The organism is Cytobacillus firmus (assembly GCF_023715565.1).
Lineage (GTDB): Bacteria > Bacillota > Bacilli > Bacillales > Cytobacillaceae > Cytobacillus > Cytobacillus firmus_C.
Window position 1 is genome coordinate 21,321 of sequence record NZ_JAMBOJ010000050.1, and the last position, 13,595, is coordinate 34,915.

General features: G+C 42.7%; 17 protein-coding genes. 13 read left to right on the forward strand and 4 right to left on the reverse strand.

Annotation, left to right across the window (positions count from 1 at the left end; all coding sequences use genetic code 11):
• Window positions 1–185: 185 nt before the first annotated feature.
• The 12 genes from M3205_RS18210 (at window position 186) to M3205_RS18265 (ending at window position 10,628) form a co-directional block, all read left to right on the forward strand.
• On the forward strand, window positions 186–1,268 hold the full coding sequence (locus tag M3205_RS18210; RefSeq protein WP_251171198.1) for a hypothetical protein: 1,083 nt from the start codon (window positions 186–188) through the stop codon (window positions 1,266–1,268).
• Window positions 1,255–3,423, forward strand: coding sequence for a molybdopterin oxidoreductase family protein (locus M3205_RS18215; RefSeq protein ID WP_251171199.1), 2,169 nt, complete (start codon window positions 1,255–1,257; stop codon window positions 3,421–3,423). The genes M3205_RS18210 and M3205_RS18215 overlap by 14 nt, the downstream gene beginning before the upstream one ends.
• The gene (locus tag M3205_RS18220) at window positions 3,424–3,984 is read left to right on the forward strand and encodes a 4Fe-4S dicluster domain-containing protein (protein ID WP_076259109.1); all 561 of its coding nucleotides are present in this window, start codon (window positions 3,424–3,426) and stop codon (window positions 3,982–3,984) included.
• Between the two features lie 12 nt (window positions 3,985–3,996).
• Window positions 3,997–4,521, forward strand: a complete 525-nt coding sequence (locus tag M3205_RS18225; RefSeq protein ID WP_251171200.1) for a Rieske (2Fe-2S) protein — start codon at window positions 3,997–3,999, stop codon at window positions 4,519–4,521.
• Window positions 4,511–4,702, forward strand: coding sequence for a hypothetical protein (locus M3205_RS18230; protein WP_251171201.1), 192 nt, complete (start codon window positions 4,511–4,513; stop codon window positions 4,700–4,702). Before M3205_RS18225 ends, M3205_RS18230 begins: the two co-directional genes overlap by 11 nt.
• A gap of 6 nt (window positions 4,703–4,708) precedes the next feature.
• Window positions 4,709–5,020: a hypothetical protein gene (locus M3205_RS18235; protein ID WP_251171202.1), complete on the forward strand. Its 312-nt coding sequence runs from the start codon at window positions 4,709–4,711 to the stop codon at window positions 5,018–5,020.
• Entirely contained in the window at window positions 5,007–5,282 is a 276-nt protein-coding gene (locus M3205_RS18240; protein WP_251171203.1) for a hypothetical protein, read from the forward strand. Before M3205_RS18235 ends, M3205_RS18240 begins: the two co-directional genes overlap by 14 nt.
• A 5-nt stretch (window positions 5,283–5,287) precedes the next feature.
• Window positions 5,288–6,793, forward strand: a complete 1,506-nt coding sequence (locus M3205_RS18245; protein ID WP_251171213.1) for a nitrate/nitrite transporter — start codon at window positions 5,288–5,290, stop codon at window positions 6,791–6,793.
• A gap of 32 nt (window positions 6,794–6,825) precedes the next feature.
• The gene (locus tag M3205_RS18250) at window positions 6,826–7,476 is read left to right on the forward strand and encodes a sensor histidine kinase (RefSeq protein WP_251171204.1); all 651 of its coding nucleotides are present in this window, start codon (window positions 6,826–6,828) and stop codon (window positions 7,474–7,476) included.
• Between the two features lie 304 nt (window positions 7,477–7,780).
• Window positions 7,781–8,434, forward strand: coding sequence for a response regulator (locus tag M3205_RS18255; RefSeq protein WP_285886587.1), 654 nt, complete (start codon window positions 7,781–7,783; stop codon window positions 8,432–8,434).
• Window positions 8,424–8,876, forward strand: coding sequence for a GAF domain-containing protein (locus tag M3205_RS18260; protein ID WP_251171205.1), 453 nt, complete (start codon window positions 8,424–8,426; stop codon window positions 8,874–8,876). The genes M3205_RS18255 and M3205_RS18260 overlap by 11 nt, the downstream gene beginning before the upstream one ends.
• A 24-nt stretch (window positions 8,877–8,900) precedes the next feature.
• Window positions 8,901–10,628 carry a PAS domain-containing sensor histidine kinase gene (locus tag M3205_RS18265; RefSeq protein WP_251171206.1) on the forward strand — a complete coding sequence of 576 codons (1,728 nt, stop codon included), beginning with the start codon at window positions 8,901–8,903 and terminating at the stop codon, window positions 10,626–10,628.
• Window positions 10,629–10,669: 41 nt separating this feature from the next.
• Here M3205_RS18265 and M3205_RS18270 read toward each other — a convergent pair whose 3' ends face one another.
• The 4 genes from M3205_RS18270 to fbpA form a co-directional block, all read right to left on the reverse strand.
• Window positions 10,670–11,860, reverse strand: coding sequence for a chromate transporter (locus M3205_RS18270; RefSeq protein ID WP_251171207.1), 1,191 nt, complete (start codon window positions 11,858–11,860; stop codon window positions 10,670–10,672).
• Between the two features lie 11 nt (window positions 11,861–11,871).
• Window positions 11,872–12,180: a PadR family transcriptional regulator gene (locus M3205_RS18275; RefSeq protein WP_251171208.1), complete on the reverse strand. Its 309-nt coding sequence runs from the start codon at window positions 12,178–12,180 to the stop codon at window positions 11,872–11,874.
• A 433-nt stretch (window positions 12,181–12,613) separates the two neighbouring features.
• The gene (locus tag M3205_RS18280) at window positions 12,614–12,751 is read right to left on the reverse strand and encodes a hypothetical protein (RefSeq protein ID WP_251171209.1); all 138 of its coding nucleotides are present in this window, start codon (window positions 12,749–12,751) and stop codon (window positions 12,614–12,616) included.
• 12 nt (window positions 12,752–12,763) lie between these two features.
• Window positions 12,764–12,928: a Fur-regulated basic protein FbpA gene (gene fbpA, locus M3205_RS18285; protein ID WP_251171210.1), complete on the reverse strand. Its 165-nt coding sequence runs from the start codon at window positions 12,926–12,928 to the stop codon at window positions 12,764–12,766.
• A 184-nt stretch (window positions 12,929–13,112) separates the two neighbouring features.
• Here fbpA and M3205_RS18290 point away from each other — a divergent pair, with 184 nt between their 5' ends.
• Complete coding sequence (locus tag M3205_RS18290; RefSeq protein WP_251171211.1) at window positions 13,113–13,436, forward strand: MerR family transcriptional regulator; 324 nt, start codon at window positions 13,113–13,115, stop codon at window positions 13,434–13,436.
• Window positions 13,437–13,595 lie beyond the last annotated feature (159 nt).

The window sequence follows — 13,595 nt, forward strand, 5'->3', positions numbered from 1 at the left end:
ACAACTCCTTTTTTCTAATTATAACACGTCTTCCTGAAGCCAGCCTCTCCCCGATGATAAAATTTATCAGCATATAAAGATAGGGGAATTCCCCCCTCCGAATGGGGAAGTTCCCCGATATGGAAAAATTTCTCCTCCTTTTACAATAAGGTTAAGGTAATTGTTTGGAATGAGGAGGAGTTATTATGCAGGCAAAAGCTGCAGTCAATCAAAAATCAGGGAACACACTAAATAATGCATTTGCATCACACTTTGCAAAGTCAATGTTTTTATCTGTAACAGCATTAGCTATTCTTTCTTTTATCGGCACTAGAATGTTTACCCATGTTGACTTGAACCTATACGGATATATGGTCGGAACAATAGTGTTCATTGGAGGCTTTTTCTATAGATTCATTGCCTGGGGCGAAAGGCCGCCAACAAAGCTTATTTTGAAAAAGGGATTGAAACTGTTATTTAGAAAGTCAACCCCAAAGACATCTGTTGAGCATCTTGCAACATACAATTTTATCTGGAATAGGGGAATTTACCGATGGACTCAGCACGTGCTGATCGGCTGGGGCTGTATCTTATCCTGCTTTGTTACATTCCCTCTCGTTTTCGGCTGGATGTATTTTACGATGGATAACAATGGCCATTACAACATAATAGCAATGGGCATGAAGGTAATGACAGTCCCGGCAGAAGGCATTATCGCCAACCTTTCTTACAACGCACTTAATATTACAGCAGTAATGGTAATCGCCGGTGTTTGCATGGCGCTATACCGCCGCCTGAAAAATATGCAGGCAAGGGCAGAGCAGAAATTCCTGTATGATTTCTTGCCTTTATATATGCTGCTGCTAGTTAGCATAACAGGGCTGGCTTTAACCTTTATGAATATTTTTTTACACGGGGCGGGACAGCCGGCAATGTCACTGATCCATCAATGGTCAGTTATCATTACACTGATTTACCTGCCATTTGGAAAGCTTGCCCATATCCCTTTCCGGCCAATGAGTGTTTTGGCAAGAAACTACCGGGAACATTATGCTGAACAGGGCATGAAGGAATGCAAGGTCTGCGGAGATCAGTTCGTTTCAATTGAACAATCAAAAGATGTCGTCGATGTACTCGGCGTGAACACTATAGAATTTAAAGCAAAGGAAGGGCATCATCTTGCAGAAATGTGCCTCCCTTGCCGAAGAAAGTACCGGATTGCACAATTTTCCGGATTCCCAACCCATGAAGTGAAGGTCAAGGAGGCAAACCAGAATGCAAAGGGATAAGTTTTTTAAAGAAATTGACAATATAAACCATCCGAATGAAAAATTGATAAAAACACACTGCAGCTATTGCGGTATGCAGTGCGGAATAAACTTGAGGGTTAATACACAGACAAATAAAATCATCGGAGTTGAGCCCCGATATGACTGGCCGGTCACTGTCGGCAAAATGTGTCCGAAAGGGGTTACTGCCTACCAGCAGACCAACCACAAAGACCGTCTGTTGAAGCCGTTGATCAGGGATGATGCTTCGTTGAAAGGAACGGCAGAAGGGTTCCGTGAAGCAAGCTGGGAAGAGGCATATGACTTAATCGCAAAGAAATTCAAAGAGCTTCAGACAGAATACGGAAAAGATTCACTCTCTGTCTTCAGCGGAGTGTCCATGACAAATGAAAAATGTTATCTGACAGGCAAGTTTGCCCGGGTCGCTTTGGGAACACGCTATATTGACTATAACGGCCGATTCTGTATGTCAAGCGCAGCCGGCGGATTCCTTCGTTCTTTCGGAGTAGATAGAGGCTCAACATTGCCTTGGACAGATATTCATGATACGGATTGCCTGTTTATCGCCGGAAGCAATACAGCTGAATGCCATCCAACCTCCATGTTCCGTATTTGGAACGTTCAGGAAAGAGGCGGTTATATCATTGTGGTCGATCCCCGTGAAACACCAATTGCGAGAAGAGCGGACCTGCATCTTGATTTACAGCCCGGAACTGACCTTGCTCTTGCCAACGGGATTGTACATCAATTGATCGAAATGGGCTATATAGATGAAGAATTTATTAATAAACATACGAACGGCTTTGAAGAAACAAAGGAACTGGTCAAGGAATTCACCCCTGAATATACAAGCATGCTGACTGGTGTAGCCCCGGAAAAAATCATCCGCGCAGCTGAAATATACGGAAAAGCTCCAAATGCTGTTGTTATGTTTGCAAGAGGGGTGGAACAGCAGCATAAAGGTGTTGATAATGTTTCTGCCTATACAAACATGGCGCTTGTAACAGGAAATATCGGACGTCCCAAAGCAGGAGTAGCCACATTCACCGGACAGGGTAATGGGCAGGGTGGAAGGGAGCACGGGCAAAAGTCAGATTTGCTTCCAGGCTACCGGAAAATTACAAATCCAAAACATGTTGAAGAAGTATGCAGCGTTTGGGGAATCACACCTGAAGAAATGCCGAAGCCTGGTGTATCTGCTTATGAAATGATTGAACTGATGGAGCAAAAAACAATTCGCGGTTTATATCTGCTATGTTCGAATCCGGCTGTATCAGCACCTAATCAAAATTATGTAAGAAAAGCATTTAAAGCCTTGGATTTCATGGTCTGCTCCGATTTCTATCTTTCTGAATCGGCTGAATTTGCAGATGTGATCCTGCCAGCTGTTACATGGTCAGAGGATGAGGGGACCGTAACAAATATAGAAGGACGTATTATTAAAATCAACAAAGCACAGGAGCCTGTAGGTGAGTCAAAGCCGGACTGGCAGATTCAGGTGGAACTGGCTGAGCGGTTAGGCAGAGGAAAATATTTTACTCATCTGAAAACAGCCAAAGATGTTGCAGATGAGTTCAGGCTTGCAACTAAGGGCGGCTATGCTGATTATTATGGTGCTACATGGGATAAGATTGATAAGCAGGATGGGGTTTTCTGGCCTTGTAAGGACGAGGAAGATGAAGGAACACCGCATATGTTCCTTGATAAAAAATTCTATCATCCGGATGGCAAAGCAAAGATTTGCGCCTTGCCGTACCGTCCGCCAGCGGAAGAACCATGTGAAAAGTATCCGCTTCGCTTAACGACTGGCCGGGTAGTTTATCATTATCTATCAGGCAACCAGACCAGAAGAATACCATTCTTGCATGATATGTGCCCGGAACCATTTGTGGAAATCCATCCGGAAACGGCAGCAACATATAATATGGAACATGAAGAAAGAGTCCGCTTGTTTACAAGAAGAGGCGAGGCTGTCTATAAAGTCAAAATTACGGAAGCAATTCGGAAGGATACTGTGTTTGTTCCATACCATTTTGGACATGAAGAATCTATTAATCTATTAACAATTGCGGCATTAGATCCAATCTCCCGTATGCCTGAATTCAAGGCATGTGCTGCACAGCTGGAAAAAGTCGAATTAAAGAAGGTGCAATAAATGAAAAAGAGGCTGTATTTGGAACTTGAAAACTGTATAGGATGCCGTTCTTGTCTGGCAGCATGTACACAATGCGGGGGGCACGAGGAGCGCAACAGAAACTATGTGTATGATGTAAATCCTCTTGTGAACCGGCAGACAATGCCTCTCATGTGCCTTCACTGTGAAAATCCGGCATGTGCTCGAAGCTGTCCTGCCCAGGCTATTCAGATTCATGAGACAGGCGCTGTATTATCTGCACTTGTCGAAAAGTGTATCGGCTGCCAGAACTGTACCATTGCCTGCCCATATGGCATTCCGAAATTTGATCAAGAGCAGAATATAATGTACAAATGCGATCTATGTATCGACCGTACTAAAGATGGCATTCCTCCAATGTGTGCGAGTGTATGTCCATCCAATACATTGCAGTGGCTGACTGATGAAGAAATTGAAAACAAAAAGAAGCAATTTAATCTTGATAACGGCAAATGGGTAACTAGCATGCCATATCTTGAAGGCGAAACTAACGTAAAGGTAAATCTGCCGGGAATCCTGCAGGGGATTACAAAGCTGTTTTAGGAGGGATTACGGATGTCTGATAAGAATAATAAGATTCCCTTTAATGAGGATAATTATACGCATAATATCGAACGGAATAATGAAAGAAAACTTGATAGACGAGGATTTATGAAGACCTTGGTTGGTGCGGCCGGCGTATTTGCGGTTTCCTCACTTCCCTGGGGGGCGGTAGCTGCCAAAGAACTAATGGGGCTCGGTGAAAAAGAATACCCTCACAAGAAAATAACCGATGTAAGCAAACTGCCAATCGGCGATGCAGTGGAATTTAAGTTTCCGGGAGATCATGATGACGCGATATTAATACGTTTATCAGATAACAAATATGTGGCCTACCAGAATGCATGTACACATTTGCGCTGCCCGGTATTTTGGGTGAAAGAGCAGGGTGAAATGATTTGCCCTTGCCACCACGGCAAATTCGATGTGAAAACTGGTGCGCCGACTGCGGGACCGCCTAGAAGACCGCTTCCGGAAATCCAGGTTAAGGTGGAGAAAGACGCAATTTATGCGGTGAGGGTGAAGCGTTATGAAGCGTAGATACCTTGGAGTCATAATATTGGCAGGGATATTACTGATGAATATTATCTTTACTCAATATATGGTCCACCAATATTATTACGAAAACTATGAAAATGTACTAATCTTCGGCGGGCTGAATATTGTTCTGTTTCCCCTGGCTGTATTCGCTTATAAAAAGACGATTAACATGAGGGCGTGATTAGTTATGAACAGTGAAACTTATATAGACTTTTGTTTTGTAAGAGAACGATCCGGGGATTTTGCTCCGGAAGTAAACCAGATTCTCTCCGATCTCTTTAAAGGAGTCCGCCTCAACTGGTACTTGGATGAAAAGTCACATGAAGGCATGGACATTGTTGTAGCGGAGGTAAAGGGAATGAGCAAATGGCAATCGGAAGAGGAAACAATTAAATTTATAGAAGAAAATGCAGGAGAACCCTTCTGGAAATATCTGCAGGGATACCAGATGTATGTTTATCCTGCCAAAAGAGGGTGCGGAAGCTGTGGAACTCATTAAAACAGAGGATCTGGATGGATTTGTCCGGATGAAGGTTCAGGTGGCAATCTTAGACGAAGATGGAAGTGACAAAGCACCATTTGTTCAAAAGATAATTGAAAAAACCGGACTTTGTCCGGATGGAACACACTTGCGGATTTATTTTGATAAAATGAACTTTTTTGCGGTTCCGCTGACCTCTTCTGTAGAGGCATCTGAGACCCAGTGGGCTGCAATCGATCAGGAAGCCGGATTAAAATATGTAATTAGGAAGAGAGCGTGAACAGAATGATAAGAAAAATACAGCTTCCATTACAGACGATGAACTTAGTGGCCGGTTTTATGGTTTGGGTGCTGATATCTTCCCTTATGCCATTTATAAAAGAAGATATCAATATACCAGCCAATAAGCTTGCTCTTGTAACAGCTGTGCCGGTCATCCTCGGATCACTGCTCCGCATTCCTCTTGGATATTATGCTAATCAGTTTGGCGCAAGAAAAATCTTTATGCTGAGCTTTATTCTTCTATTATTTCCTGTCTATTATATCAGCATAGCAGACTCGATTACTGATTTGCTTATTGGAGGATTATTCCTCGGTCTTGGAGGAGCGATATTCTCTGTCGGAGTTACCTCCCTTCCGAAGTATTACCCAAAGGAGCGCCATGGATTTGTTAATGGCATTTACGGGGCAGGTAATCTTGGAACAGCCATCACTGCATTTGCAGCACCTGTTGTTGCCACAAAATTTGGCTGGTCCCTAACCATTCAGATTTACATTGTTCTCTTGGGAATTTTCATTGCGGCTAACTTCTTCCTTGGGGATAAAAAAGAAGTTAAGGTTCAGACTCCTCTTCTTGAACAGATTAAAGGGGTCTATAAAAATGAAAAACTATGGCTATTGAGTTTATTCTATTTTATTACTTTCGGTTCATTCGTAGCATTTACCATTTACTTGCCAAACTTCCTTGTCGCTCATTTTGAACTTGATAAAGTGGATGCAGGATTAAGAACAGCAGGCTTTATTATTGTTGCAACTGCCCTGAGGCCTATTGGCGGATGGCTGGCTGACCGTTTTCACTCTTTAATTTTGCTAATGTTTGTTTTTGGAGTTTACACGATTTCTGCGGTGATACTATCATTATCTCCCTCCATTACATGGTATACATTCGGTTGCTTAAGTATTGCTCTATCAGCAGGAATTGGAAACGGGGTTATCTTTAAGCTTGTGCCTATGTACTTCCAGAAACAGGCCGGCATCGTAAACGGAATTGTATCGGCGATGGGCGGTCTCGGAGGATTTTTCCCTCCGCTGATTTTGACTCTGCTATTTAACATTACTGGCCATTATGCGATTGGTTTTATGGCATTGTCTCAAGTGGCACTCGCCAGCCTGATTCTGGTTGTTTGGATGTACTTCCAGGGTAGGATGGAAATTGCGAGCCAGGTGATTGATCATACAATCGAAGGTATTCTGATTACGGATAAGAGCGGAAAAATAATCTCTGTAAACCCTGCCTTCACTGAAATCACCGGATATACAGAAGAGGAAGTAGTCGGTAAAAACCCTAATGTACTTAAATCAGGAAGACAGTCTAAGGGCTTTTACCAGGACTTGTGGACTTCACTCGAAAAAAAGGGATTCTGGCAAGGTGAAATATGGAACTCCCGAAAGGATGGGGAAGAATATCTCCAGTGGCTAACCATCAGTGCAATAAAAAATGATGCCGGTGATGTAGTCCAATATGCAGGCATGTTCAGTGATATCTCCAGCCATCGGGTAAAAAAAGCATAAATAAAGTAAATAATTAAAGGAGGAGGGATGAAATGGAAACCCAGCCGGCAAAGAAAAATATCAGTTCATATATTATTCAATCTCAGGAAGATGAAATTAAGCGCATTGCCCTTGAGCTTCACGAAGGGGTAGGGCAGACGCTTTACAGTTTGTATACAGGCATGCAGTTCATTCAGACAGCTGTCGATCAGCCGGAGATGAAAGACTATATTCGTGATATGGCACAAATGATGGAAAAAACAATTCAGGAAATCAGGCTACTGGCTGTGGAATTGCATCCCCCTGCTTTAGGAACCCTCGGTCTCTTGCCAGCTCTGAAAAGTTATCTGAAATTATACACTTCCACATATGGTATCATCGTTGACCTTGAAAATGTGGGAAAGGAAGTGCAAATCAGGGAACGGGAAAGGATTACACTGTTCCGTGTTTGCCAGGAAGCCCTGGCTAACATAGCGAGGTATGCTGACACAATGAGTGCAGGCATTTGTCTTCGGTGGGAGCCGGGACAGCTTTCTATCACGATAAAAGACAACGGAAAGGGCTTTGATGTGGATGCAGCGATGAAAAGTTCAGCTGGCATTGCTGCCATGATGGAGAGAATGCTGTTAATTAACGGAAAATGCGTCATCAGTTCAAAAGTCGGTGCAGGGACTTCAATAGATATCACCCTTCCGTTATACTAAGATTATACTTAACAAGGGACCTGCATTTTGCGGCTCCCTTGTTGCCTATTTCTGATGTTTATCGCAGTCTAACCGGCAGTAAGACCTCCACTTCAAGGTTCAGAGGAATCAAAGGACGATAAGTGGGGGTCAATCTGCCCGTAAAGGCCTGAAAAGAAGAACTACGACTAAGAAACGCCACATCCTGTGGCAACGTCTTTGTAATCCACTTCCTTTGGGCCTCAACTAACAATCAGTGGGGAATAAAGCCCCCACTGATTGAAGTTTCACTTTATATACGGACAAATGCTAAGGGGGAGCGGGCTTGATCAATATTTTACTTTGCGATGACCATGCGGTGGTCAGGATGGGTTTGAAAATGCTTTTAAATAACCATGATGACATGCAGGTGGTTGGTGAAGCTTCTGAAGGCAATGAGGGGATTCAACAGGCATTGGAATTAAAACCTGATGTGGTTGTCATGGATTTAAGTATGCCCCACGGGAAAGATGGCATGTCGGCAACCTCAGAATTAAAAAAACTAATGCCTGACATATCGATCCTTATATTAACCATGCATGATGATGAGGAATACTTGTTCAGGGCGATCCAAGCTGGCGCTTCCGGGTGTATTTTAAAGAGTGCACCCCATGATGAACTGCTCACAGCTATCCGGTCTGTTGCAAGCGGGAATGCGTATTTGCATCCTTCTGCAACCAAAAGGCTGATGGAAGAATATATCGGAAGTGTGAAGCAGGGGAACACCGATACATTCAATCTTCTATCCGACAGGGAGAAAGAAGTTCTTACATTAATAGCCAAAGGATTTTCCAATAAGGACATTGCTGAACAGCTTGTGATCAGTGTCAAGACAGTTGAAACACATAAAGGTAATTTAATGGAAAAGCTGCAGATGAAAACCAGGCCGGAGCTCGTTTCTTACGCCTTAAAGAAAGGGCTGCTTGGCTATGGAATATAAGGGGTTCATTTCTGGCGGAAGCGTCCGGATTGATCAGGCTTGTGAGAAGGTGCTGGCTGAGCTTGAATGTGATTTTGTTGGATTGGCACTGCAGAATACGGATGGACCGGATGTCAAATGGCATTATGCAGCAGGTAACAGCAACGAGAAATATAAGCGGATAACAGTTCGGTACGGCAAAGGCATTGCAGGGAAAGTGATTTCAACCGGAAGGCCGATGTATGTGGACAACTTTCCCGTTAATATTGCTGGAAAAGCATTGGAATACCCGATTATGCTCGCTGAAGGACTGAAGCATGCTTATGCTGTTCCTATTCATTTTAAAGGGATCCCAAAGGGGGTCCTCCTGATCGGGAACCGTTCTGGGCAGCCTGTAAGTGAGAGCAGGCAAAGTGCTGCAAGGGAAGCTGCCAGGACACTTGAAAAAAAGTTGAATGGTTAAAATAAGCAACTGGAGGAACGTAAAATGGACAGGGATAATCAGCTGGCGAAAGAGAGAGAGATTGCTCCTGATTCCAGTGATGCAACGATTCTTGTAAATAAATTTGGGAGCATCTCATATGCGAACGAGCAGGCACAAGAGCAATTTGGATATAGCGAACTGGAGCTGCTAGGGAAGAGCCTGGAAGAATTGCTTCCTGAGATCACTCTGTTAGAAACAGAAGAGGGCAAAGTGGTTCACCAGTATGGACAGCACCGTAACGGCGGAGTATTTTCAATTTTTTATAGAATTAATTCTTTCAAGCTTGCAGAAGAAAGCTATTATCTAATCGTCTTTCACTCAGTCAAAGACCGTTCCCGCTTAAAAAGGCAGCAGTCATATCCATTAAAGGAATTGGTTGACCTGCAGTTTGCCCTGGATGAATCTACCATTGTAGCCTTTACAGACAGAAAAGGGAAAATTACCTATGTGAATGAAAAGTTCTGTGAGGTATCGCAATATTCTGCAGAAGAACTGATAGGCAAGGACCATAGAATTATTAACTCCTCATACCACTCCAAGGGGTTTATGGAAAACCTTTGGAACACAATTTCGAGCGGAGAAGTCTGGCGCGGAGAAATTAAAAACAAAGCCAAAGACGGAACTTATTACTGGGTAGATACTACGATCGTCCCTTTTATTGATGAAAAAGGGAAGCCGTATAAATACCTGGCAATCCGGAAGGAAATAACAGAATATAAGCGGGTTGTCGAGGAACTGAGAAATTCTGTAAACGAGCTGATTGATTTAAAGTTTGCCCTGGATTCTTCATCGATTGTGGCTATTACAGATCAGAAAGGCACGATTACGTATGTGAATGATCAATTCTGCAGCATTTCAGGATTTTCACGGGAAGAATTGGTGGGACAGGATCATAGAATTATAAATTCGGGGTACCATTCCCAAGATTTTTTCAGAGATTTATGGAGGACAATTTCTTCCGGGAAGGTCTGGAAAGGCGAGATTAAGAACAGAGCTAAGGATGGAACTTATTATTGGGTGGATACCACGATTGTCCCATTCCTTAATGATAAAGGGAAACCATATCAGCATCTTGCTATTCGACATGAAGTCACACAAAGAAAAAATGCGGAAGAAGAGCTGCAAAATATGATGACAAGAATTATTGATGTTCAAGAGGATGAGCGGAAAAGGCTATCCAGGGAACTTCACGACGGAATAGGACAGAATTTGTACAGCCATCTGATTACCATTAATAGGCTTCAGGCTGAATTAAGCCATCCGCTGCTGGATCAAATGCAGGATGAGGCTACTGAAATTATTGAAGAACTTAGGGATCTTTCATGGGAGCTTCGTCCCTCAGTGCTTGATGATCTGGGTCTTATACCTGCGATCCGTTCCTACCTGGTCCGTTTTTCAGAACATCATAATATCAATGTCCAGTTTGATTGTTACCTGGCTAGCCGCCTTAATTCAAATAAAGAAATTACCATCTATAGAATCATTCAGGAAGCACTGACCAATATAAGAAAATATGCTGAAACAGATGAAGCTTCAGTTACAATAAGGCAAATGGAAGCAGAAATCCGCATTGTCATTGAAGATAAAGGCAAAGGGTTCAATGTTAATGAAGTTTCAAGAGGAGTAGGCCTTTTCAGCATGGAAGAGCGGGCAAAAGCTGCAGGCGGTTCCATTGATGTTTGTTCAGAAGAAAACAAAGGGACGAAAATTATACTTGATATTTCGCTATAAAAAAAAGCTGCCGAGTTTTGGCAGCTTTGCTTCATTCGTTTCTAAAATACATTTCCTAATAAAGTTCCGCCCATGGCTCCTGTCACAACAATAATCCAAGGAGGCAGCTTCCAATAAACAAGCATGCTGAATAGTACTGCGGCAAAGGCAAAGTCAGCCGGCTCGAGGATGCTGCTGGTCCAAATGGGATGATAAAAGGCAGCAATTAAAATCCCTACAACTGCAGCATTCACACCCATTAATGCACCCCTGATGTTAGGGTTGCGGCGAAGTGTGTCCCAAAATGGGAGTGCTCCCAAAATCAGCAGAAAGGCAGGCAGAAAGATCGCAGCGGTGGCAAGCAGACCGCCCTGCCAGCCATTCATCACTGTTCCAAGGTAAGCAGCAAAAGTAAATAACGGCCCCGGCACTGCCTGAGCTGCACCGTAGCCAGCCAGAAAGGTTTCCTCACTTAGCCAGCCTGCTGGGACAAATTCACGTTCCAGCAAGGGAAGTACAACATGACCGCCGCCGAAAACCAGGGATCCTGAGCGATAAAAGCTGTCAAATAAAGCAACCCATTCCAATGCAGTTACTTCTCTTAGTACTGGAAGAACAATTAAAAGGGCGAAAAATAAGACCAAACAGCCTGTAGCAAAACCTTTTGAGATGGGAAACTCCAATCGTTCCTTATCGTTGTCAATATGCTTTTTGTAGATTAAAAATCCGATAAAAGCAGAGACGAGGATGACCGCAACCTGCGTAATGGCTGTCTGCCATAGAAGTGTTGCGATAATTGCAAACAGTGCCAGCGTTTTTCGAGTTAAATCAGGTACAAGTTTTTGTGCCATTCCCATAACAGCATGAGCCACTACGGCTACAGCGACAATTTTAAGTCCATGAATCCAGCCGGCTTCTGCCGGATTAATACCTTGAAGAAGAATGGCAAAAATAATCAGAGCGATAACAGATGGTAAGGTAAACCCAAGGAAAGCCATTATGCCGCCCGCTGCTCCAGCCCTCATGACACCAATGCCGATCCCGACCTGGCTGCTGGCCGGACCGGGAAGAAACTGACAAAGTGCCACTAAGTCTGCGTAGCTTTTTTCATCCATCCATTTTCTTCTGCGGACATACTCCTCATGGAAATAGCCGAGATGAGCTACAGGTCCCCCGAATGAGGTTAGCCCAAGCCTTGTTGAAACCAATAATATTTCCAATAAAGTTTTAAACCCGGTTTTGTTGTTTTTCATATAGATCTCCTTTAATCCTTAATTTCTTTAAAAAGCTCGAAAGCTTTTTTTCTGGCTTCCTCCAAAACCGTAATTCCTTTTTCAGTTGCGGTATAATACTTTCTGATTCTGCCGTCAACATTTCTCTTCTCCTGGTGAAGAAGACCGTCTGCCTCCATCGAATGAAGGATGGGATATAGTGTTCCGTAACTGATGCTGTATCCATGCTCCTTCAGTTCTTCAGCCATCCATGCTCCGAAAACAGGATGCTCCTTTGCATGGTGAAGGATATGGATTTGAATAAACCCCAGAAATAGCTTACGCAATATTTTATCTTCCAAGCATAGACCTCCTTAATACTTTCTAAAGTCGATATCGGATTTCGATAATTGGATGATACCAGAATTAATGTGATAAGAAAAGTATCTTATATTTATTTAGGCTCTTTTCGCATAAATTGTTGTTTTACGCTTATCACTGCTGGCCGTTGATTGCAGCGAGAGGGGGCTCAGCGATCGCAGGGCAGGCGGTTAGCTTCCTCGACGCTATACGTCTGTGAAATCTCATCTGTCCCGCAATTCCTGCAGGATGTTGATTAAGCCTTGATTAAACACAGCACGAAGAAAATGCGATTGCATTTTCGAGGATATAGCACCTTACGCTACAGTCAACTCAGAAAATATAATTCAAATAGCAGTAAACTTTGCGAAAACAGCCTAAATTTACAAAACCTTAACATAGACAAAAAAAGAACGCTGTTCAAGCGCTCAATCATTAACTATTCTGTTCATTTCTTAAAATTTCATAAGCATAGTCACCAGCTTCTGCGGTTAAAATTTCCCACAGCTGATCACGGAGTAAATCGAGTTCAATAATCCTTCTTGCCAAATCAATAGTATTTTTTGTTTCCATAAGGGCCCCCAGTCAATAACGGCTTCGATTGCTGTGCTTTTTATAGATAACCTCAAGCTCTGTCAAGGTCAGCTTTTGCAGAGCAGGTTCGGAATGCTGATATTCGCTCCCTGACTTAACCAGCAGATCGATAAGATATTGCCGTTTTTTTTCAATGGCTTTCCGCAAATACTTCATTGCTTATCTCCTCTTTTCTTTAATGTTTTAGTTTATTCTAAAAGATATTTAACGCATATTCAGTTGTTGTGTTAAGTTTTTTGACATGGTTTTTGGTGATTTGTAAGATTTTCTGACAGGAATAATGAAAAAGTTTTAAAGATTAGTATAATGAAAATAAATTAGTTGGATTGAGGTGACATAAATGGAGAAAGAAGCATCCTACAAAACCAGAAAAGTCATTTCGATTGGAACGGTCAGTGAACTGACTGGACTTAGCGAACGCCAGATTCGATACTATGAAGAGAGGAAATTGATTTTCCCTGAAAGATCAAAACGGGGAAGCAGAAAATTTTCTTTTCTCGATGTAGAGACGCTCATCGACATTGCCAACAAAAGGGAAGAGGGAGTCCGAACAGAGGAAATCCGCTCAGAATTAAAAAGGAAAAAGAATAAGGACGATCAGGCATCACGAACAAAAATGATTCAGGGACAGCTTAATGCACAGTTTGGAATATGGAAGAAATAAATAGGGAAGTGGTTATTCTGTAAGGAATAACCACTTCAGACTGTCGACAAACTCGATGAAAATCGTACTTGTCGGGAGTCTTTTTTGATTTAAAATAGAAGTAATACAATGCTTGAGGTGATTAATATGCTTTCTAAACATAATCCAATTCAACGGGAT